The following is an 18,871-nucleotide window of genomic DNA, read 5'->3' as shown; positions in this document are numbered from 1 at the left end:
CTCTGGGGCAAGCCACGCCGGCCAAGGATGGCGTCATCCTTGAAGTGGACGACCGATGACGCAGCGCTACCGCCCCTATTTGATCTCCATTGCCGACGAGGCCGGCCGCGTACACGAGCCGACCCCCGCCGACCTTGCGGCCGAGGCCGCGCAGCGTCTCCACCACGTCCTCGCCCGCTGCGGCGAAAACGCCCTGCGGGCCCGCGCCTACGTTCTGGCGCAGATGGATCTGATGAGCGAAAAGATCGCCGCGCCCGCGCCAATCCCGACGGATTTTCGCTGCGACCGCCACTGGCCCGCCCTGCCGGCCCGCGACTGAGCACACCTCGGCCGCGCCCGGCAAGCGTTCACTTCGTTCGACGCGGCCGGACAAAAACCGCCACCTCAGCTTTGCTGGACGCCTCTACGCCGACGCCTGCGCAAGGGGCTTTGCCGAGCGGATACGCACCTCGGCATGGAATACCGTGCCACCATCGCGCTCGAAGCGCGCCTGCCCGCCAAGCTGCCGGACCGCGCCGACGATCAGCCGGCTGCCCATGTTCTTCGGTGTCTTCTCTATATCGAAGCCCTTGCCATTGTCGCGGACGACGATGGTCGCCCGACCCTTGTCATCGGCGCGCACGGTGATGGCGATCTGCGGATCGGCGCGGTCGGTGAAGGCGTATTTGATCGAATTCGTGACGACTTCCGTGAAAAGCAGGGCAAGCGGCGTGGCGCAGTCATTGTCGATGGGCACCGGATCGATGTCGTATTCAACGCTCACCGGGCTCGCATAGGCCTCGACAAGGCGATCGACCACGGCGGTCACCAACGCAGCCAGATCGATCTCCTGGAAGCCATCCTGGCTGTAGATGCGTTCATGGACGGCGACCATGGCGCCGATCCGGTTCGACAGCACCTTCTGCGTCTCCGCCGGCAGGGTCTGGACGCGCAGCAGCGACTGCACTGATTGCAGGTTGTTCTTCACGCGGTGGTGGATTTCCCGCAGCAGCAATTCGTTCTGCTCGTTCGCCTGACGGATCTGCGCAGCCTGCAACTCCTCCCGCCGGTACAGCGAGCGGATCCACCAGCCCGCCACGAGCGCGCCGAGAATGGCGATCGTCGCCAACCCCATGGCGAGATAGAGATTGTGCCAGAAGCCCTGCATACCCTCGGCGTAGTCGGCTGCCGAAACGACGACGAAACGCGTACCGGGAACCGTAGCATAGGCCACGAGGCGCTGGACGCCATCGATCGGTGAGACAAGTCCGTAGGTACCGGCCGGCGCCGTGGCCAGCCTCTCCAGAAAGCGGGGCGAAGCTGCAATTTCGGGCAGTGGATCCGCAACGGGATAGCGGGCCACCAGCACACCATCATTGCGAAACAGGCTGATGGTGGAATTGGATCCGAGCGCCACCGACTCCCAGATCGGCGCGAGGAGATCGACATCGAAAGCGACCATGGCAGCGCCACGAAACACGCCGCCTTCCGTCAGCCGGCGGCTGAAGACAAAGATCTGGTCGCCGCTCAGCCGGCTGGTCAAAAGGCTCGAGACAAAGGTCGGCGTACCGTCGCGCAATGCCGAAAAATACTCGCGATCCGTGATATCGACCGGCTTTATCTTCGGGTCGGTGGAAAAGATGGTCCGGCCATTGGCGTCGACCACATAGGCCTGCACCTGCCCGGGCAGGTCCTTGACCGCATCCCGAATGGAGCCAATCTCCTCGCCCGCAGGCAGGGAAAGGGGCTTCGGCAATGTATCGTCGATGCGGCGCAGCGCTTGCCAGGCGACGGCATTCAGCCATTCCGTATGGGTGCCGACGATCTTCGTCGACGCCGTCACCCGGTCGGTGAGATTGTCACGGGTCGCGCGGTAGCTCTGCACGAGCCAGCCGCTCGTGAGAATGACGATGATGACGATAAGGCTCGCCAGCAGCAGCGATGATGTCCGCTCGACCGTGTGGCGGTTTTTCGGACCAGACGACATCGACCCTCCACCTTCGCAAAACATGTTGTCTGCTTGCGCGAGGCCGTAACATCAATGAAACATCAACGAGATGCAATGACAGGAAGTCATAATCGCGACGGACGTTCAGCATTATTCCGTGACCGGCTGCATGCCAGCGCCGCGCCGCGCAAGCGCCTGCGCCGCCTCCAGCGAGGGGATGGCGCCGAGCGCGGTCAGCTGGATCAGGGCATTCCCGACGACGCTGGCTTCGACCGGCCCCGCGACCACCTCGCACCCCGTCTCCTCGGCAAGGAGTTGCATCCAGGCGACATCCTGGCTTCCGCCGCCACCGACCCGGATCGTATGGATCGGCTCTCCGGAGAGCACGGCGAGCTGACGGATAGTCTCGGCGGCCTCCCGCGCCAACCCGACATAGAGCGAGCGCGCCAGCGCAGCGATGCCGGCACCGGCAAGGGCAGGCAGGAAACCTTCCATCGCCCCGACCATGTCGACGGGATCGAAAAACACCGGGTCGGAAGGCGCAATCGCAGGCGTTGCCGGATCGGCGTCCAGCGCAAGCGCGCTGATGGCGGGAAAGTCGAGCGTCTCACCGCCACGCGCCGCCCAGCTGTCCCTCAGTCGCCGCATCAGGAACAGGCCCGGCATGGCGCGGTCGAGCACCGCCCGTGACCCGATGCCGCCTTCAAGGCCGAAACCCCAGGCGCCCGTTTCCGCCGGCAGGGTTCCCGCCGGCACCTCGACGCCGAAGAGGTTCCAGGACCCGCAAACGGCAAAGGCTTCGCCCGCCAGCGGCGCCAGCGCAAAGGCCGCGCAGGCCGTATCGTGCCCCGCCACCGAGACGACCTTCGTCTGCGCGAGGCCCGGTGGCCCACTCCACTGCGCCTGCATGGGTCCGAGCACGGTGCCGGCCGGCACGATGGGCCCGAAGATGTGCCGCGGCAGGCCGGCAAGCATCACGATCTCGTCATCCCAATCCTCCGTTGCGACCGAGAGAAAGCCTGTGGTGCGCGCCAGCGTGCGCTCCGACCGCGCCACGCCCGACAGGGCAAAGGCGAAATAGTCGGCGATCATCAGCACCTGTTCGGCCTGCGCGAGCTTTTCGGGATTGTCCCTCGCCCACTGGCTGAGATGGAAGAGCGTCGCGATCGGGATGATCTGCAGACCAGTGCGCGCCGCGATCCGCTCGTGATGGGCAGAGAGCGCGGAAAGCCCCACGCCACCTCGGGGATGCCGATAGGTGCGCGGCGGATCGACGATCGCGCCGTCGACGTCGATCAGCACGAAATCGACACCCCAGCTATCGACGGCGACAGAGGCGATCTCACCGTGATCGGCGGCCCTCGCCAGGCCTTCGCGGATACCGGCGCGGATGATGTCGATGTCCCAGGCCGGCCCGTCCACCGCCCGCACCTCGTAGCCCGTGAAGCGGGTCAGGGTGCGGATCGACAGGGTTTCACCCTGAAGTTCGACCAGCATGGCCCGCCCCGAACCGGCACCGAGATCAAAGACAAGACAACGCATGTGGCACCCACTCCCCCAAATTTCGGCAGAGCTATTCCATGAAAGAGGACGCGCTGACAACCGCCGTCAGTTCAAGGCGAACACCCCCGCCTTCGCCGCCCGCCGCAACCGGGGCCTGGTCCGCATGACGCCGGGTGCGGCAAGATCGGGAAAGAACCTCGTTCCACGATGCGTGCGAGGCGCGGCACCGACTCCCCGGGACGGTCAAAGTGCCGGATCCGAGCGCGCGGACCGAGCCTATTGCGGCAGCTCGATCTGCATCTTCACCTCGCCGCTCGGCGCAGACGCAGCGATGCGGAACGCTTCGACACTCTCCTCGAAGCCGAAGGTGCGGGTGATCAGCGGCTTCACATTGATGGCGCCGGAGGCCAGCATCGCCACGCAGCGCGGGAAGACATGGGCATAGCGGAAGACGTGTTCGACGCGCGCCTCGCGCACCATCGCCTTGCCGACGCTATAGGCGATATCCTCGAGCTGCATGCCGATAAAGACGACGCGACCCGAAGGGCAGAGCGGGTCGAAGACGGCGGCGGCGGCCTTCGGGCTGCCGGAGCATTCGAAGACGATCTCGACACCCCAATTGTCGGTGGCCGCAAGAATCTCCCGCGTCACATCCTGCCGGGTGACGTTGATCGGCGTGACCGCACCGAGGCTTGCGGCAAGCGCGAGCTTGGTGTCGTCGACATCGCTGACGAAGACGCGGGCGCAGCCGGCCGCGAGTGCCGAAAGGGCCGTGACAAGGCCGATGGGGCCGGCGCCGATGACGAGCGCGATATCACCGGGCTTCACCTGGGCCTTCGTTGCGGCGTGCACGCCGACGGCCAGCGGCTCGACCATGGCCGCTTCCGCAAAGGAGACGGTGTCCGGGATCTTGAAGGTGAAGGCGGCCGGATGCACGACGCTCGGGCGCAGCACGCCATGCACCGGCGGCGTTGCCCAGAACCGCACGGCCGGATCGACATTGTAGAGGCCGAGGCGCGTCGGACGGCTCAGCGGATCGGGAACGCCGGGCTCCATGCAGACGCGGTCGCCGACCTTGAGATCGGTCACGGCGGACCCCGCCTCGATGACCGTGCCGGATGCCTCATGCCCGAGGATCATCGGCGCCTTCACCACGAAATCGCCAATGGCGCCGTGCGTGTAATAATGCACATCCGAGCCGCAAATGCCGACCGTATGCAGCTTGATGCGCACGTCATTCGGCCCCATGACCTCCTCGCGCTCGATGGGAAAATCGCGCAGCGACAGCTTCATCTTCTCTTCGAGAACCAGGGATTTCATCGGGTTTCCTCACTTTATCCAGGCACGGGATTGCAGGCGAACGGCTCCGGTGCAACCATCTTTCGGCGAAGTTCGCGAAGGCGCGCCTCCTCCTGACGCGCGTCCTGTCTAGCGGATCGTGCCGGGTGGTGCAATATTTGTTGCCTATCCAGCCAATTTTCCGCGACGATCTCGTGGTTCGCGATCGGTCGCATGGCGATCACCTGCTGGCACTATCCATCCGTTCTTGACAGGGACGTAAAAACACATTTTGTTGCTTTTAACAGCAAATAAAATCCGGGAGGTTTATTCATGGCACGGCTTGGCATTCATTCTTTCGTCTGGACGGATGGCGCGCGCGAAGAGTCCCTCATCGAAGCAATGGAAAAATCCGCAGAAACCGGCTTCAAACTGATCGAGCTCGCCTATCTCAAACCCGAGAAATTCAACCTCGACCGGCTCGGCAAGCGCGCCCAGGCGCTCGACATCGACATCGCCGTCACCATGGGCCTGCCGCTGTCGGCCGACGTCTCCAGCGAGGACGCCGACATCGTGAAGAAGGGCGAGGCGGTGCTCTCCGACGCCGTCAAGGCGGTCAGGGATATCGGAGGCTCCAAGCTCGGCGGCATCCTCTACTCCGCCCACACCAAATATTCGCGCACCCCAACCGCGAAGGGCCGCAAGAACAGCATCGCGGCCATTGCCAAGACCGCCGACATCGCGAAGGCGGAGGGCGTCGATCTCGTGCTGGAGGTGGTGAACCGCTTCGAGACCAACCTCCTCAACACCACCGCCCAAGGCCTCGCCTTCATCGCCGAAACCGGCTCCGACCATGTTCGGCTACACCTCGACACGTTCCACATGAACATCGAGGAGGCCAATCCCGCCGCCGCCATTCGGCTCGCCGGCGACAAGCTCGGCTATTTCCACATCGGCGAAAGCAATCGCGGCTATCTGGGTGACGGAACGCTGAATTTCGACCTGATGTTCGACGCCCTGCTCGACATCGACTACCAGCGCGACATCACCTTCGAATCCTTCTCCAGCGCGGTGGTCGATGAGGGACTGACGATCGCCTGCGCCATCTGGCGCGACACCTGGACCGAGAACATGCCGCTCGCCATTCACGCCAAACAGTTCATCGACCTCAAGATGGCGGAAGCGAAGCGCCGGCGGGAGACCAACGGCCGCCCCTGAGGCGGTCACGGTGACGAGCATCCTCTAAGCTTGACTGGCATCCGGGCGCGAAACTGTTACAAACCAGTATGGTAACAGGCGCGCCGCTGCTTCGTGCAAGCGCCGAGCTCAAGGCTAGAAACGCGGACCCCTCGCCCATGAAAGACACCAGCCTCGTTGCAAGCTCCCCGCGCAGGATCCGGCAGAACAATGAGATTGCCGCCCTGCAGGCGCTGCACCGGGCCAAACGGTTGAGCAGGGCCGATCTGGCGCGCGCCCTCAATCTCAACCGGTCCTCTTCGGGCCACATCATCGCCGAACTCACCGTTGCCGGCCTCGTGCGCGAGATGGAGGATGACAGAAGCTTTCCGCGCGAACATGCCCGCGCCGGGCGTCCCGGCGTCATGATCGAACTCGTTCCGGATGCGGTGCTCTTCATCGGCATCGAGATCGGCGTCGAGCACATCACCACCGTCCGGATCGGCCTTTCCGGCGCCGTCGCACACAGCCGCACCGAGCCCTTCGATGGGCCAGCGCATTCCGCCGCCGACGCAATCCGCCATGCCGTCAAGGGCGCCCTTGCCGATCTTTCGCCCGAGGATATCGAGCGGCTCGAAGGCGTCGGCATCTCCACCCCCTCGCAGCTTCGCCCCGATGGAACGGTGCATCTCGCCCCGCTGCTCGGCTGGAAAAACGTCAACCTCAGCGACCTCGCCCGGCAGTATCTGCCGGGCCGCGTGCCCGTCATGGTCGAGAACGACGCCAACGCCTTCGCGATCGGCGCCGGCTATTCCGGCCTGGAAATGGCCGGCGGCGTCACGCTTTTCGTCGTGATGGAAAGCGGTGTCGGCGGCGGCATCGTCATCGACGGAAAGCTGCTGCGCGGCGCGCACGGGCTTGCCGGCGAGATAGGCCACATGCTGATACCGACCGAAGACGGCGCCGCCCGCAACCTCGAAGAGGTCGTTGGCCTCGGCAGCATCCTCACCCTTTACCGCAAACAGACAGGCCGGCGCGAGGCCAGCCTCGAGGACTTCCTGGCGGATGTCGAGGACCGCGCACCCGAGGCCGTGGCCATCGCCGAAATCTGGGCGAAGGCGCTTGGCCACGCGCTCGCCCAGACCTGTCGCATCATCGATCCCGACCGGATCGTGCTCGGCGGTTCCGTCGCCAAGCTGCTGCCGCTCATCGCATCGCGCCTCACAGCGCACATGAAGAATGCCCAGGAGCCAGGTTTCCCGCTGCCGGTCGTGCTCCTCAATGCCGAAGCCAATTCCGGCTCGGCCTATGGCGCGGCCTGCATGCTGCATCAGCGTTACCTGTCGCTGGAAAGCAACCGCTTCGCCGACGAGCCCGCCTGAAGCGGTGCCCGCACATTCCTTTTCGCAAGCAACGAATATTGCGCCGCAGCATTGCTTGCGCGGCGACGAGGGCAAATCGCGTGACCTTGCCCCACCTTGCCCGACGTAATATGTTGCATGAAATTACAATCCTCGCTAAGGTGTCGTCCACGGGAGGAGCAAGGCGCGAAAAACGCCAAAGCTCGATGCAAAAACAAGACCAGGAGCAACGGGCGCGACAGCCCGCGGCGACCTGCCTTTGAGACGGGAACGGCATGAGCGAGCCAGACGGCGCCGGGCAGGCGAACGGCACACTGCGCGAGACAATCGACAGGGGTGGCCTCAGTCCCGATAGACGCGGCCCCACCATCACGATCGGCGAAATCCTCGTGGAGATCATGGCCGCCGAACGCGGTACAGGATTTCTGGAACCGCTGACGCTGACCGGCCCCTATCCGAGTGGCGCACCGGCCATCTTCATCGACCAGTGCGCCCGCCTCGGCGGTAGCGCCGGCATCATCGCCACCGTCGGCGACGATGATTTCGGTCGCGTCAACACGGATCGCCTGACCCGTGACGGTGTCGATGTGTCGGCCGTCGCCGTCGATCCCGCCTACCCCACCGGCAGCGCCTTCGTGCGCTATCGGCCGGATGGGTCGCGCGACTTTGTTTTCAACATCTCGAAATCCGCCGCCGCCCGCCTGTCGCTCGATGGTCCCGCCCGCGCCCTCATCGCCCGCGCCGGCCACCTGCACATCATGGGCACCGCCTTCGCCATCCCCGCCGTCGCCGACATGCTGGAAGAGGCACTGGCCACGATCCGCGCCAATGGCGGCAGCGTCTCGGTCGATCCCAACATGCGCAAGGAACTGCTCCAGCACGGCCAGACCGCCGAGCGCTTTTCCCGCGCCATCGCGGCCGCCGACCTGCTGCTGCCCTCCGGCAATGAGCTCTTCGTCGCCGCCGGTATCGATGGCAGCGAAGAGGAGGCCGTCGCCGCCCTTTTCGACCGCGGCGTGCGCGAAATCGCGCTGAAGCGCGGCGAAGCCGGCGCCACCTGGTTCGGCGCCGATGGCGGTCGCGTCGATTGCGCCGGCTTCGATGTGCCGGAAGTGGACCCGACGGGAGCCGGCGACTGCTTCGGCGGCGCCTTCGTCGCCTGCCGCCGGCTCGGCATGGAGCCGGCCCGCGCCCTCGATTACGCCAATGCCGCCGGCGCCCGCAATGTCACCGTGCAGGGCCCGATGGAAGGCGCCGGCACGCTCGCCGAGCTCGACGCCTTCATCGCGGCCACCCGGAGGCGCCCATGACCGGCCCTGCCCTCTTCCGCCGCGATCCGACCGTTGCAAAGACAAAGGCGCAGGGCATCACCTCGCTTTGCTCGGCCCACCCTCTTGTCATCCGCGCCGGGCTGGAATACGCCGCCCGCACGGGCACCACCGTATTGATCGAGGCGACTTGCAACCAGGTGAACCATCAGGGCGGTTACACCGGCATGACGCCCGCCGACTTTGCCGCCCGTGTTTTCTCGATGGCCGATGCTGCGGGCCTTGCCCATGACCGCATCATCCTCGGCGGCGACCACCTCGGGCCAAACCCCTGGCGAAAGCAGACGGCCGAGGCTGCGATGGCCGAGGCTGAAAAGATGGTCGCGGCTTACATTGAGGCGGGCTTTTCGAAGATCCACCTCGACGCCTCGATGGGTTGCTTGGGTGAACCGGAAGCCCTTGACGACGCGGCGACCGCCGGCCGCGCCGCGCGCCTGGCAAAGGTCGCCGAAGAGGCAGCCAGACGCAGCGGCCGCACGCCGCCTGTCTACATCATCGGCACGGAAGTGCCCCCGCCCGGCGGCGCCGACCATGTGCTGACCGCCATCGAGCCGACCTCGGCCAAAGCCGCACGCACCACCATCGCCATCCACCGCAGCGTCTTTGCCGACGCCGGCCTCTCGGATGCCTTTGCCCGCGTCGTCGGCGTCGTCGTGCAGCCCGGCGTGGAGTTCGGAAACGAGAACGTCATTCTCTACGATCGCGACAAGGCCAAAGCCCTGTGCGCCGTTCTGGACGATGAGCCGGACCTCGCCTTCGAGGCGCATTCGACCGATTACCAGGGCCGCGGACCGCTGCGGGCCCTCGTCGAAGACGGCTTCGCCATCCTGAAGGTCGGGCCGGAACTGACCTTTGCCCTGCGCGAGGCGCTCTACGGCCTCGACCTCATCGCCGGCGACCTCTTCCCCGATCGGGCTCCGCGTGCCCTGCATGATGCCATGGAAACGCTGATGCTGGAAAAGCCGGGCGACTGGGCGCGGCACTATGGCGGCACGGTTGAGAACCAGCGCATCCAGCGCCACTATTCCTATTCCGATCGCATCCGCTACTACTGGAACCAGAAGGAAGCGGAGGCGGCCGTTTCGGATCTCTTCGCTCGCCTCTCCGGTGTCAGCGTGCCCGTCACGCTCTTCCGGCAACACCTGCCCCACTTCACCGCCTTCGCGGGCACGCCGCTCGATCCCGCTGCCCTTGCGGTGGCCGCCGTCGGCCGCGTCGTGGAAGACTATGCCTATGCATCGACGGGCCGCGCCGGAGGAGGCGCGCCGCTGACCCGAGACAACACGGCCTCACGATAAATTTGGGAGAAACATCATGGCACTCAACGACTTCAGACTGGACGGCAAGGTCGCGCTGATCACCGGCGGCAATCGCGGCATCGGCCTTGCCGTTGCCAAGCTCTTCGGCGAGGCCGGTGCGAAATCCGTGCTGACGGCGCGGCGCGACAATCCGGAGGGCGAAGCGGAACTGAAGGCTGCCGGCTACGAATTCGACTTCGTCTCGGCTGACGCGCGCGACCCGGAAACGCCGGAAAAGCTGATCGCCCACACCATCGAAAAGTATGGCCGCATCGACATTCTCGTCAACAATGCCGGCGTCGCCCAGCATGGCGATACGCCCGACTTTACCGACGAGCTCTATGAAAAGATCATGTCGACCAACCTGACGCAGCTCTTCCGCTTCTGCCGCTCGGCCATCAACCCGATGCGCGCCCAGGGTGGCGGCGTCATCCTCAATGTCGGCTCGATCTCCGGTGTCGTCACCAACGTGCCGCAGAACCAGGTGGCCTACAATGCCTCCAAGGCCGGGGTGCACATGCTGACCAAGAGTCTCGCCAACGAGCTTGCCCCCGACAATATCCGCGTCAATGCGCTTGCGCCCGGCTATATCGAGACCGACATGACGGCTGTGCGCGAGACCAACAAAGAATGGGACAGCGTCTGGCGCGCCGCTACGCCGATCGGCCGCTACGGCCTGCCGGAGGAAATGGCCAACTGCATCCTCTTCCTCTGCTCACCCGCCTCGAGCTACGTCACAGGCGCCGTTCTCATCGCCGACGGCGGCTATACGACCCGCTGAGCAATCCATCTGATCGCCCGGGCAACCGGCGGCGCCGCTTGGCGCCGCCCGATACACCTGCGCATCCCATCCCCGTCGAATGGAGGAATCCATGGCAGAGTCACTTTCCGGCAAGGTTGTTGCCATCACCGGCGCGGCATCCGGCATCGGCCTCGCCTGTGCGAAAGCCTGCGTCGCTGAAGGCGCCACCGTCTTCTTCGTGGATCGCGCTGAGGAAGCGCTGAAGCGCATCTGTGCCGAGGTCAGCCCTGACCGCGCCATCCCGCTCGTCGTCGATCTCCTCGACCCGGAAAGCGTCAGGACCATGGTGCCAGCGATCCTCGCCAAGGCCGGCCGGCTCGACGTCTTCCACGCCAATGCCGGCACCTATATCGGCGGCGATCTCGTGGACGGCGATCCCGATGCCTTCGACAGGCTGCTGAACCTCAACGTCAACGCCGTCTTCCGCACCGTGCATGCCGTGCTGCCGCACATGATCGAGCGCCAAACGGGCGACATCGTTGTCACCACCTCCGTTGCAGGCCACGAACATATTCCGTGGGAACCGGTCTATTCCGCCTCCAAACATGCGGTGCAGACGCTGGTCTACACGCTGCGCCGGCAGGTGGCCAAACACGGCATTCGCGTCGGCTCCATCGCGCCCGGCCCTGTTATCACCGCCCTTCTTGATGACTGGGTGGAGGAGCGGCTGGAAAAAGCCAAGGCCGCCAAAAGCCTGATCGAACCCGAAGAGATCGCCGACGTGCTACTCTTCATGCTGAGCCGCCCGCGCCACATCACCATCCGCGATGTCGTGATTCTTCCCGCCAGCCAGGATATCTGAGGAGAAACTTCCATGTCGTTCAAGCAGCGTTTTGACCTTCCCGGCGACGTCGCCGTCGTTACCGGCGGCGGTCGCAGCATCGGCTACCAGACCGCGCTAGCGCTCGGCGAGGCCGGCGCCCATGTCGTCATCATCGAGCCGAGGGCGGAGATGGGTGAAGAGGCCGTGAAGGACCTGACCGCCAGGGGTTACAAGGCCGAACTCTTCGAAGGTGACGTGACCGACAGCGCCCGCATGACCGCGATTGCCGACGAACTGGCCGCGCGCGGCACGCCCGCCACCATCCTCATCAACAATGCCGGCATCGGCGACAGCGGCACGTCCTCGGAGGACGTCTCGGACGATCTGTGGCTGAAGATCATGAACGTCAATGTCAACGGCGTCTTCTGGTGCTCGCGCGCCTTCGGCGCCCACATGGTCAAGGCCGGCAAGGGCTCGATCGTCAATCTCGGCTCCATGTCCGGCACGATCGCCAACCGCCCGCAGCCGCAGACGCCCTACAACGTCTCCAAGGCCGCCGTGCACCACATGACCCGCTCCATGGCGGCGGAATGGGCGCAGCACAAGGTGCGCGTCAACGCCGTGGCGCCGACCTATATCGAGACCCCGATGGTCAGCGCCAATCCGGCGAACCTGGAGCGCCTGCCGATCTGGCTGAACGATACGCCGATGGGCCGCATGGGCCAGGCCGACGAGGTGGCGGCCGCCATCCTCTTCCTCGCCTCGGACGCTGCAAGCCTCATCACCGGCGCCGTCCTCCCCGTCGACGGCGGCTTCACCTGCTGGTGAGCCGTTCTCAGCGCGGCCGGTAGGCCAGCATGGCGACGATGAAGAAGGCCCCGATGGAGCTGGTGACGACACCGACCGGCAGCTCCTGCGGCGGCAGCAGCGTGCGGGCGATGAGATCGCTGCCGAGCAGCAGGGCCGCACCCAGAAGCGCCGAGGCGACGGCGAGCCGCGCATGCAGCGGCCCGGCGAAGGCGCGCGCCATATGCGGGATCATCAGGCCGATGAAACCGATGACCCCGGCAATAGAGACCAGCAGCGCGGTCGAGAAGCTGGCAACGAGGAAGGTCAGGTTGCGCAGCCGCGTGACCGGCACGCCGAGGCTTTCGGCCGTCTGCTCGCCGCCGAGCAGCGCATCGAGCTGTCGGTGCCGGTAGAGCGTGTATCCGAGTGCCATCAGCGCGCCGACGATGCCGATGCCGATATTCTGCCAGCTGGCAAGGCCAAGCCCCCCCATGGTCCAGAACAGAACGGAATGCGCCGCCCGCTGGTCGCCGGAAAAGACGAGGTAATTGGTGAGCGCGGTAAACAGGAAGGAGACGGCGAGCCCCGCCAGCACCAGCCGTTCCGGTCCGTAGCCCTGCGCGCGGCGGATCAGCATCAGCACCACGCCCGTCGCCAGCATGCCGCCGACGAAGGCCGCAATCGGCAGGGTAAAGACGCCGAGCCGGTCGCCGATCCGCGTGATGACCGCCACCGCCCCTGCCGCGGCCCCCGCGGAAAGGCCGAAGAGGAAGGGGTCGGCGAGGTCGTTGCGGGTAACCGTCTGGAGCAGCAGGCCGATGACGCCGAGTCCGGCCCCCACAGCAATCGCCAGGATGGCCCGCGGCAGGCGAAGATCGACGACGATGCGATCGACGGGCGTCGTCACGCCATCGTTCACCAGCCCCACGGCTCGGCCGATCGCCGTCAGCACATCGGCGATGGGAATGACGGTGGAGCCGTAGGCGACGGAGGCGCAGGCGAGCAGGGCAACGGCAACAAGCGCCGCCGTCACACCGAAACCGAAACGCAGGCTCACGATCAGAAGGCTTCCGGATGCATGGCCCGGGCGATCTTGCCGATTGCAGCGACATTGTCGGGGCCAGGCGTCAGTTCCTCATAGCGCAGGGCCACGAACCGCTCGTTCTTCACCGCATCCGTCTCCTTCATGGCCGGATGCGCCTTCAGGAAATCGAGCAGCTTTTTGTAGCCCGCACCATCCTGGTAATCGAGCAGGACGAGGAACTGCGGATTGCGCGTTGCGACCGTTTCCCAGTCCGTCGTGCCCCAGCTGGTTTCCATGTCGGCCATGATATTCTCACCGCCGGCGGCGGCGATCATGGCGGTGGGGATCGCGAACTTGCCGGCCGTGAACGGCTTGTCCTCGCCGCTGTCGAAGAGGAAGACGCGCGTGCCGGTCTTGTCGCCGATCTTCGCCTGGATATCGGCAAGCTGCGCTTTCCAGCCATCGACCAGCGTCTTGGCTTCCGCCTCCTTGCCGAAGATCGTTCCGAGCTTTTCGATGTCGCCATAGAGAAGGTCCATGGAGGCGGCCGGGCGGTTCTTGTCGAGATGCACGCAGCTTTCCGTCAGCACCAGCGTCTTGATGCCATGGGGGGAAAGCGTATCCGGCGTCACGTCGCCGCCGGGCTTCATGCCGTAATACCAGCCGGCGAAGAAGAAATCGGCATTGACTGCGACGAGGTTCTCGACCGTCGGATATTTCGGCGCCAGCTCGGGGATGGCGCCCTGCTCCTTCTTGAAGACGTCGTCCGTCTTGTACCAGCCGGAAATGCCGGTGACGCCGACCATCTCGGGCTGGAGGCCGAGCGCGAAGGCCATTTTCGACATGTTGATGTCATGCACCACCATGCGCTTCGGCGCGGCATCGAAGGTGAGCGGCTGGCCGCAGCTGTCGACGGTCACCGGGAAGGCGAAGGCGGATGTGGAGAAGAGCGCGGCAAACAGGGCGGCGCTGACGGCAAGGGTGCGCGGGATCATGGGCGAAGGGCTCCGGAATCGGGAGAAAGGACAGGGGTCGATGTGAGGGGAATGTCGAAGACGGTCAGTTCGCGGTCTTCGTGGGGATGGGGAAGACGGATGAGGTCGATGCCGAAGACATCGCGGATCGTCTCGCGTGACAGTGCCTGCGCGGCCGGACCGGAGGCGACCATGGCGCCCGCGCTCAGCACCGCGACGCGCGTGGCAAAGCCCGGCACCAGATGCAGGTCGTGCAGCACGGCAACCACCGTGAGATTGAGATCGGCGACGAGCGACAGCAGTGTGCCGCGCGCCCGCGGATCGAGATGGTTGGTGGGCTCATCGAGGAAGAGAATGCGCGGCTCCTGCGCAAGTGCCCGGGCGATCTGCGCCCGCTGGCGCTCGCCGCCCGACAGCGACCCCATCTCGCGCCGCGCAAAACCGTCCATGCCGGTGCGCTCCAGCGCTTCGCAGACGAGGAAGGCATCGACCTTGGGCGAGACGGTCCCGGCATGGGGAATGCGGCCGAGCGCCACGTAGTCGCGCACCGGAATACGCCGGTCCGGCTGATCGGACTGACCAACCACGGCGACGAGCCGTGCGCGTTCGGCCGGCCGCAGCAGGTCGAGCGGGCGGCCCGCGAGGCGCAGCGAACCGGTTGCCGGCTTCAAAAGTCCCGCGAGCATCTGCATCAGCGTCGTCTTGCCGGCCCCGTTCGGGCCGATGATCGCCAGACGGTCGCCGCTGGCGACCTGCAGCGAGACATCCCGCACGATGCGGGCACCCGAGGCCGTGACGAAGGAGAGGTCCTTCGCATCCAGAAGGATTTCGCTCATGCGTGCACCTCGCTGACGGCAGGCGCCGGAATGCGCGCGATGATCTTGCCCCTAAGGCCGAGCGGCCTCTGCCCCTCGTTCGTCCAGCCGCCGGGGGCAGTCCGGTAGAGCGCGGCAAAGTCCATAAGCGCAGGCAGATCGGTTTCGGGATCGATATTGCCGAAGAGGTAGGAGGCCCGTCCCGGCGCGGAAATGCCGATCGTCAGCGGCCGGTCGCAGCCGGCAAGGCAGGCGGTCGGCTGCACGCGGATGCCGTGGTCGGCAACGGCGGCGGCGAGCCGGTCGAGAAGCCGCGCGCCGGGCGCCTGTGGGTAAGAGGTGGCAAGATCGGGTGGGACCGTGCCGCGCACCGCGTCGGGTACGGGCAGAGTCTGGCAGCGGCTGCAAACCGCCATCGACAGAAGGTCGTCCATCATCATCCTTCGAAACAACGGAGCCGGAGAAGGATGAAGCGAGAGGCCATGCGACAGGGCGCGGGGCCGGACGGTCCAACACTTCCCGGATCACCCCGTCCGGTTGTTACGTGCTTCGACGGCAGGTCTCCTGGCTTGCGGGTCGCTGGTTCTGCCGGCCTTCCCGGTCGTTTCCGACCAGTGGCATGGATGGCAGAGCCTCGCCGCTCACAGTTGCGGGGGCAGCCACGGTTTCGGCCCCATTCGGGTCGTCCTCACCGTGTTCCCTATTAATCCCTCCGGCTTTGCCTCGGGAACCGTCACCGTCCGTTAGACGGCAGCGCGGTCCGCCTGTCAAGGCGGGACACCGCGTCACCCTCCTGCCGCCTGTCGTCAGGCCGCCTGCCGGTCCCAGCGCGGGAACGGGTCGGCAAGGCTGCGCCACAGATCCGGCTGGAACACCGGGCTGTCGATCAGACAGGCGTCGAGCTGGGCGCGGATGCGAGCCTCGTTCATCGGATCGGCGCCGATGAAGACGATTTCCTGCCGGCGGTCACCCCAGACCGGATCGAGATAGGGCGTCATATGACGGGCAAAGCCGGGATCCTGCGGCCACTGCGCCTTGGGCACCGACGACCACCAGCGGCCGAGCCGGCTGTTGCGCACCAGCGCCCCGGCCTGGCTGATCTCGCCGACATCATTCGGCCGCGTGGCAAGCCAGAAGAAGCCCTTCGCGCGCACGACCCCCGGCCACGGACGATCGAGAAAAGACTGGAAGCGCATGGGATCGAAAGGCTTGCGGGCGCGATAGACGAAGGAGCGGATGCCGTATTCCTCGGTTTCGGGAACATGATCCTTGAAGCCGTGCAGCTCCTTGAACCACAGCGGATGGGTCTCGGCCTTCGCGAAATCGAAGCGGCCGGTGCCCAGCACCTCCTTGAGGTCCACCTGGCCGAAATCGGCTTCGACGAGCTTCGCATCCGGATTCAGCCCGACGATGATCTTGCGGGCCGCATCCCGCTCCTCGGGCGTGGCCGATCCGATCTTGTTCAGCACCACCACATCGGCGAACTCGATCTGTTCGACGAGGAGATCGACCAGCGCCCGCTCATCCCCCTCCCCGGCCGTCTCGCCGCGATCCCGAAGGAAGTCGGTGGAGGCATAGTCCTTCAGCAGGTTCACGGCATCCACCACCGTCACCATCGTGTCAAGGCGGGCGACGTCCGAGAGACTGAGACCATTCTCGTCGCGGAAGTCAAAGGTGGCGGCAACCGGCAGCGGCTCGGCAATACCGGTCGATTCGATCAGCAGATAATCGAAGCGGCCGGCAGCCGCGAGCGCACGCACTTCGGTCAGAAGATCTTCGCGCAGCGTGCAGCAGATGCAGCCATTCGTCATCTCCACGAGCTGTTCTTCTGTGCGCGACAGGTTCGCCCCGCCATCGCGCACCAGCGCGGCATCGATGTTCACCTCGCTCATGTCATTGACGATCAGCGCGACCCGCATCCCCTGCCGGTTCGCGAGAATGTGGTTCAGCAACGTCGTCTTTCCCGCGCCGAGAAAGCCGGAGAGAACGGTGACGGGAAGCTTGTTCATGAATGGCTCCAGAGATGAGAAAACAGGGCAGAAGCGACGCCTTCGGATGGAACCGGTGTGGCACACTTCGATAGTAAATGTAATAACATTACATATTCGGACGCTGTCAAGCCCCCTCGCTTTGCCTCCATCGAGGCGCGCCGCCGTTTCAACGGACTGTGACGCCGGCAAGAGCGCCGGGCATGGCCAAAGCCCGACAGGCGTGACAAAAGGGCGGCTGCGAAACAGGACCGCCGCATGACCACCTATCTCGGCCTCTTTGCCACGGCCTTTCTCGCCGCCACACTGCTGCCGGCCCAGTCGGAGGCGCTTCTCGCCTACCTCGTCCGGCAAGACGGCCACCCCGTCGCGCTTCTCGTCACGGTGGCCAGTCTCGGCAATGTGCTGGGATCGCTCGTCAACTGGATGCTCGGCCGGGGCATCGAGCAGTTTCGCGGCCGGCGCTGGTTTCCGCTTTCCGAGCAGAAGCTGGAACAGGCGCAGGGCTGGTATCGGCGCTACGGGCGCTGGTCCCTGCTGGCAAGCTGGGTGCCGGTGATCGGCGATCCCATCACCTTTGCGGCGGGCATCCTGCGGGAGCCGCTATGGCGTTTTGTCCTCCTCGTCGGCCTCGCCAAGACGGCCCGCTACGCGGCGATTGCCTGGCTCTTCACCTGAACGCAGACGCCGCGAGCATGGCTCTCCCGTCACGCCGCATTTAATATGAGTAATTTCATCTTGTTTTTGAAAAGAAGGTGTGTTGAGAAGCACTCGCTCATTGCTGACGCTGAAGGACGCTGAACCATGACCCGCATTCGCCCTCTCGTTTCTGCCGCATCCGGCCTTTTTCTTGCCGCCGCGCTGCTTGCTGGCAAGGCGCAAGCCGCTGAAACGACCTATCCGCTGACCATCGAGAATTGCGGTCTTCAGGTCACGTTCAAGGCAGCGCCGGAACGCGCTATCGGGCTTGGCCAGAACAGCGCGGAAATCATGCTGCTGCTCGGCCTCGAGGACAAGATGGCCGGCACCGCGTTCTGGCCGAGCAAGGTTCTGCCCCAACTGGCCGCGGCCAATGAGAAGGTAAAGCTGCTGACGGTGGAATTCCCGACCTTCGAAAGCATCCTTGCCGAAGACCCCGATTTCGTTGCCGCCGCCCTGCCGAGCCTTCTCGGCCCGGAGAGCAAGGTCGCCAAGCGCGAGGACTTCGAGAAGATCGGCGTTCCCACCTATCTGTCGCCGAGCACATGCCTCAAGACGAACAGCAGCACGGACGTCTATGGCAGCCGCGGCGCCCTGTGGACCATGGATCTGCTCTACAAGGAGATCGACGAACTCGCGCGCATCTTCAACGTTGCCGATCGTGGCCAGGCTGTGATTGCCGACCTCAAGGCACGCGAAGCCGCGTTGCGCGCCATCATCACCCCGGGTGGCAAGAAGCTCTCCTATGTCTTCTGGTTCTCCAGCCCGTCTCCGTCCGCCGACGCCTATCTCGGCGGCAGGAATGGCGCGTCCGGCTACATTGCCGACCTGCTGGGCGGTGTGAATGCCATTTCCTCGGAGGCCGAATGGCCGGCCCTTGGCTGGGAATCCATCATCGCCGCCAATCCGGACGTGATCGTCGTCGCAAGCCTCGACCGCAACCGCTGGGAGCTGGACAAGCCCGAGGCGAAGATCAAGTTCCTCACCACCGACCCGGCCACCGCCCTGATGGATGCCGTACGCAACAACAACATCTTCGTCATGGACGGACAGGCGATGAACCCCACCGTGCGCACCATCTTCGGTGCCGAACAGGTGGCTGAACAGTTGAAGGCACGCGGTCTCCTTCAGTGAGACCCGAGATGG

At 65.2% G+C, this 18,871-nt stretch carries 18 protein-coding genes and 1 riboswitch; of the genes, 10 read left to right on the top strand and 8 right to left on the bottom strand.

All coding sequences use genetic code 11. From position 1 onward, the window contains the following. Nucleotides 1–55: 55 nt before the first annotated feature. Nucleotides 56–319 (top strand): hypothetical protein, encoded by a 264-nt coding sequence (locus tag F3H41_RS13755; protein ID WP_149739265.1) that lies wholly within the window; start codon nt 56–58, stop codon nt 317–319. 84 nt (nt 320–403) lie between these two features. Here the strand turns inward: F3H41_RS13755 and F3H41_RS13750 are convergent, their stop codons facing one another. The 3 genes from F3H41_RS13750 to F3H41_RS13740 all read right to left on the bottom strand — a co-directional run bounded on the left by F3H41_RS13750 (nt 404) and on the right by F3H41_RS13740 (nt 4,750). Further along, nucleotides 404–1,966, bottom strand: a complete 1,563-nt coding sequence (locus F3H41_RS13750) for a histidine kinase dimerization/phosphoacceptor domain -containing protein (RefSeq protein ID WP_188129466.1) — start codon at nt 1,964–1,966, stop codon at nt 404–406. A gap of 111 nt (nt 1,967–2,077) precedes the next feature. Continuing rightward, nucleotides 2,078–3,469: an FGGY family carbohydrate kinase gene (locus F3H41_RS13745; protein WP_149739263.1), complete on the bottom strand. Its 1,392-nt coding sequence runs from the start codon at nt 3,467–3,469 to the stop codon at nt 2,078–2,080. Nucleotides 3,470–3,706: 237 nt separating this feature from the next. Beyond that, nucleotides 3,707–4,750: an NAD(P)-dependent alcohol dehydrogenase gene (locus F3H41_RS13740; protein WP_149739262.1), complete on the bottom strand. Its 1,044-nt coding sequence runs from the start codon at nt 4,748–4,750 to the stop codon at nt 3,707–3,709. Between the two features lie 291 nt (nt 4,751–5,041). On the opposite strand from F3H41_RS13740, the gene F3H41_RS13735 reads away from it, so the two are divergent. The 7 genes from F3H41_RS13735 to F3H41_RS13705 all read left to right on the top strand — a co-directional run bounded on the left by F3H41_RS13735 (nt 5,042) and on the right by F3H41_RS13705 (nt 12,264). Then, nucleotides 5,042–5,926 (top strand): sugar phosphate isomerase/epimerase, encoded by an 885-nt coding sequence (locus F3H41_RS13735; RefSeq protein WP_149739261.1) that lies wholly within the window; start codon nt 5,042–5,044, stop codon nt 5,924–5,926. A 137-nt stretch (nt 5,927–6,063) separates the two neighbouring features. Then, entirely contained in the window at nt 6,064–7,266 is a 1,203-nt protein-coding gene (locus F3H41_RS13730) for an ROK family transcriptional regulator (protein WP_149739260.1), read from the top strand. Between the two features lie 254 nt (nt 7,267–7,520). Further along, a complete protein-coding gene (locus tag F3H41_RS13725) occupies nt 7,521–8,555 on the top strand; it encodes a sugar kinase (RefSeq protein ID WP_149739259.1) in 1,035 nt (344 codons plus the stop codon). Beyond that, complete coding sequence (locus F3H41_RS13720; protein ID WP_149739258.1) at nt 8,552–9,871, top strand: D-tagatose-bisphosphate aldolase, class II, non-catalytic subunit; 1,320 nt, start codon at nt 8,552–8,554, stop codon at nt 9,869–9,871. Before F3H41_RS13725 ends, F3H41_RS13720 begins: the two co-directional genes overlap by 4 nt. A gap of 16 nt (nt 9,872–9,887) precedes the next feature. Beyond that, a complete protein-coding gene (locus tag F3H41_RS13715; RefSeq protein ID WP_149739257.1) occupies nt 9,888–10,652 on the top strand; it encodes a 3-oxoacyl-ACP reductase family protein in 765 nt (254 codons plus the stop codon). Nucleotides 10,653–10,743: 91 nt separating this feature from the next. Next, on the top strand, nt 10,744–11,475 hold the full coding sequence (locus F3H41_RS13710) for an SDR family oxidoreductase (protein ID WP_149739256.1): 732 nt from the start codon (nt 10,744–10,746) through the stop codon (nt 11,473–11,475). 12 nt (nt 11,476–11,487) lie between these two features. Further along, nucleotides 11,488–12,264 (top strand): glucose 1-dehydrogenase, encoded by a 777-nt coding sequence (locus F3H41_RS13705; protein WP_149739255.1) that lies wholly within the window; start codon nt 11,488–11,490, stop codon nt 12,262–12,264. A 7-nt stretch (nt 12,265–12,271) separates the two neighbouring features. On the opposite strand, the gene F3H41_RS13700 is transcribed toward F3H41_RS13705, so the two are convergent. The 5 genes from F3H41_RS13700 to zigA form a co-directional block, all read right to left on the bottom strand. After that, complete coding sequence (locus tag F3H41_RS13700) at nt 12,272–13,276, bottom strand: iron ABC transporter permease (protein ID WP_244616204.1); 1,005 nt, start codon at nt 13,274–13,276, stop codon at nt 12,272–12,274. An 8-nt stretch (nt 13,277–13,284) separates the two neighbouring features. Further along, the gene (locus F3H41_RS13695; RefSeq protein WP_149739253.1) at nt 13,285–14,244 is read right to left on the bottom strand and encodes an ABC transporter substrate-binding protein; all 960 of its coding nucleotides are present in this window, start codon (nt 14,242–14,244) and stop codon (nt 13,285–13,287) included. Next, the gene (locus F3H41_RS13690) at nt 14,241–15,059 is read right to left on the bottom strand and encodes an ABC transporter ATP-binding protein (protein WP_149739252.1); all 819 of its coding nucleotides are present in this window, start codon (nt 15,057–15,059) and stop codon (nt 14,241–14,243) included. The genes F3H41_RS13695 and F3H41_RS13690 overlap by 4 nt, the downstream gene beginning before the upstream one ends. Beyond that, nucleotides 15,056–15,472, bottom strand: a complete 417-nt coding sequence (locus F3H41_RS13685) for a DUF1636 domain-containing protein (RefSeq protein ID WP_188129465.1) — start codon at nt 15,470–15,472, stop codon at nt 15,056–15,058. Before F3H41_RS13685 ends, F3H41_RS13690 begins: the two co-directional genes overlap by 4 nt. Nucleotides 15,473–15,574: 102 nt before the next feature. Next, nucleotides 15,575–15,788: riboswitch (cobalamin riboswitch) on the bottom strand. Between the two features lie 56 nt (nt 15,789–15,844). Continuing rightward, entirely contained in the window at nt 15,845–17,047 is a 1,203-nt protein-coding gene (gene zigA, locus F3H41_RS13680; RefSeq protein WP_149739250.1) for a zinc metallochaperone GTPase ZigA, read from the bottom strand. 237 nt (nt 17,048–17,284) lie between these two features. On the opposite strand from zigA, the gene F3H41_RS13675 reads away from it, so the two are divergent. Next, nucleotides 17,285–17,704, top strand: coding sequence for a YqaA family protein (locus F3H41_RS13675; RefSeq protein WP_149739249.1), 420 nt, complete (start codon nt 17,285–17,287; stop codon nt 17,702–17,704). A gap of 126 nt (nt 17,705–17,830) precedes the next feature. Continuing rightward, nucleotides 17,831–18,859 (top strand): ABC transporter substrate-binding protein, encoded by a 1,029-nt coding sequence (locus tag F3H41_RS13670; RefSeq protein WP_149739248.1) that lies wholly within the window; start codon nt 17,831–17,833, stop codon nt 18,857–18,859. Nucleotides 18,860–18,871 lie beyond the last annotated feature (12 nt).

Origin of the sequence: Rhizobium sp. RU20A (genome assembly GCF_900155885.1) — a bacterium.
In the GTDB taxonomy this organism is placed as follows: Bacteria; Pseudomonadota; Alphaproteobacteria; order Rhizobiales; family Rhizobiaceae; genus RU20A.
Note: the sequence above shows the minus strand (reverse complement) of the source record. Positions and strands in the feature narration are given on the sequence as shown.

What these genes read in the sequence shown, in the direction of transcription:
- F3H41_RS13690 (WP_149739252.1), bottom strand. Translation starts at nt 15,059, where the DNA reads ATGAGCGAAATCCTTCTGGATGCGAAGGACCTCTCCTTCGTCACGGCC.
- F3H41_RS13725 (WP_149739259.1), top strand. Translation starts at nt 7,521, where the DNA reads ATGAGCGAGCCAGACGGCGCCGGGCAGGCGAACGGCACACTGCGCGAG.
- F3H41_RS13710 (WP_149739256.1), top strand. Translation starts at nt 10,744, where the DNA reads ATGGCAGAGTCACTTTCCGGCAAGGTTGTTGCCATCACCGGCGCGGCA.
- F3H41_RS13755 (WP_149739265.1), top strand. Translation starts at nt 56, where the DNA reads ATGACGCAGCGCTACCGCCCCTATTTGATCTCCATTGCCGACGAGGCC.
- F3H41_RS13715 (WP_149739257.1), top strand. Translation starts at nt 9,888, where the DNA reads ATGGCACTCAACGACTTCAGACTGGACGGCAAGGTCGCGCTGATCACC.
- F3H41_RS13685 (WP_188129465.1), bottom strand. Translation starts at nt 15,472, where the DNA reads ATGGACGACCTTCTGTCGATGGCGGTTTGCAGCCGCTGCCAGACTCTG.
- F3H41_RS13745 (WP_149739263.1), bottom strand. Translation starts at nt 3,469, where the DNA reads ATGCGTTGTCTTGTCTTTGATCTCGGTGCCGGTTCGGGGCGGGCCATG.
- F3H41_RS13740 (WP_149739262.1), bottom strand. Translation starts at nt 4,750, where the DNA reads ATGAAATCCCTGGTTCTCGAAGAGAAGATGAAGCTGTCGCTGCGCGAT.
- F3H41_RS13695 (WP_149739253.1), bottom strand. Translation starts at nt 14,244, where the DNA reads ATGATCCCGCGCACCCTTGCCGTCAGCGCCGCCCTGTTTGCCGCGCTC.
- F3H41_RS13730 (WP_149739260.1), top strand. Translation starts at nt 6,064, where the DNA reads ATGAAAGACACCAGCCTCGTTGCAAGCTCCCCGCGCAGGATCCGGCAG.
- F3H41_RS13750 (WP_188129466.1), bottom strand. Translation starts at nt 1,966, where the DNA reads ATGTCGTCTGGTCCGAAAAACCGCCACACGGTCGAGCGGACATCATCG.
- F3H41_RS13675 (WP_149739249.1), top strand. Translation starts at nt 17,285, where the DNA reads ATGACCACCTATCTCGGCCTCTTTGCCACGGCCTTTCTCGCCGCCACA.
- F3H41_RS13720 (WP_149739258.1), top strand. Translation starts at nt 8,552, where the DNA reads ATGACCGGCCCTGCCCTCTTCCGCCGCGATCCGACCGTTGCAAAGACA.
- F3H41_RS13670 (WP_149739248.1), top strand. Translation starts at nt 17,831, where the DNA reads ATGACCCGCATTCGCCCTCTCGTTTCTGCCGCATCCGGCCTTTTTCTT.
- F3H41_RS13735 (WP_149739261.1), top strand. Translation starts at nt 5,042, where the DNA reads ATGGCACGGCTTGGCATTCATTCTTTCGTCTGGACGGATGGCGCGCGC.
- F3H41_RS13705 (WP_149739255.1), top strand. Translation starts at nt 11,488, where the DNA reads ATGTCGTTCAAGCAGCGTTTTGACCTTCCCGGCGACGTCGCCGTCGTT.
- zigA (WP_149739250.1), bottom strand. Translation starts at nt 17,047, where the DNA reads ATGAACAAGCTTCCCGTCACCGTTCTCTCCGGCTTTCTCGGCGCGGGA.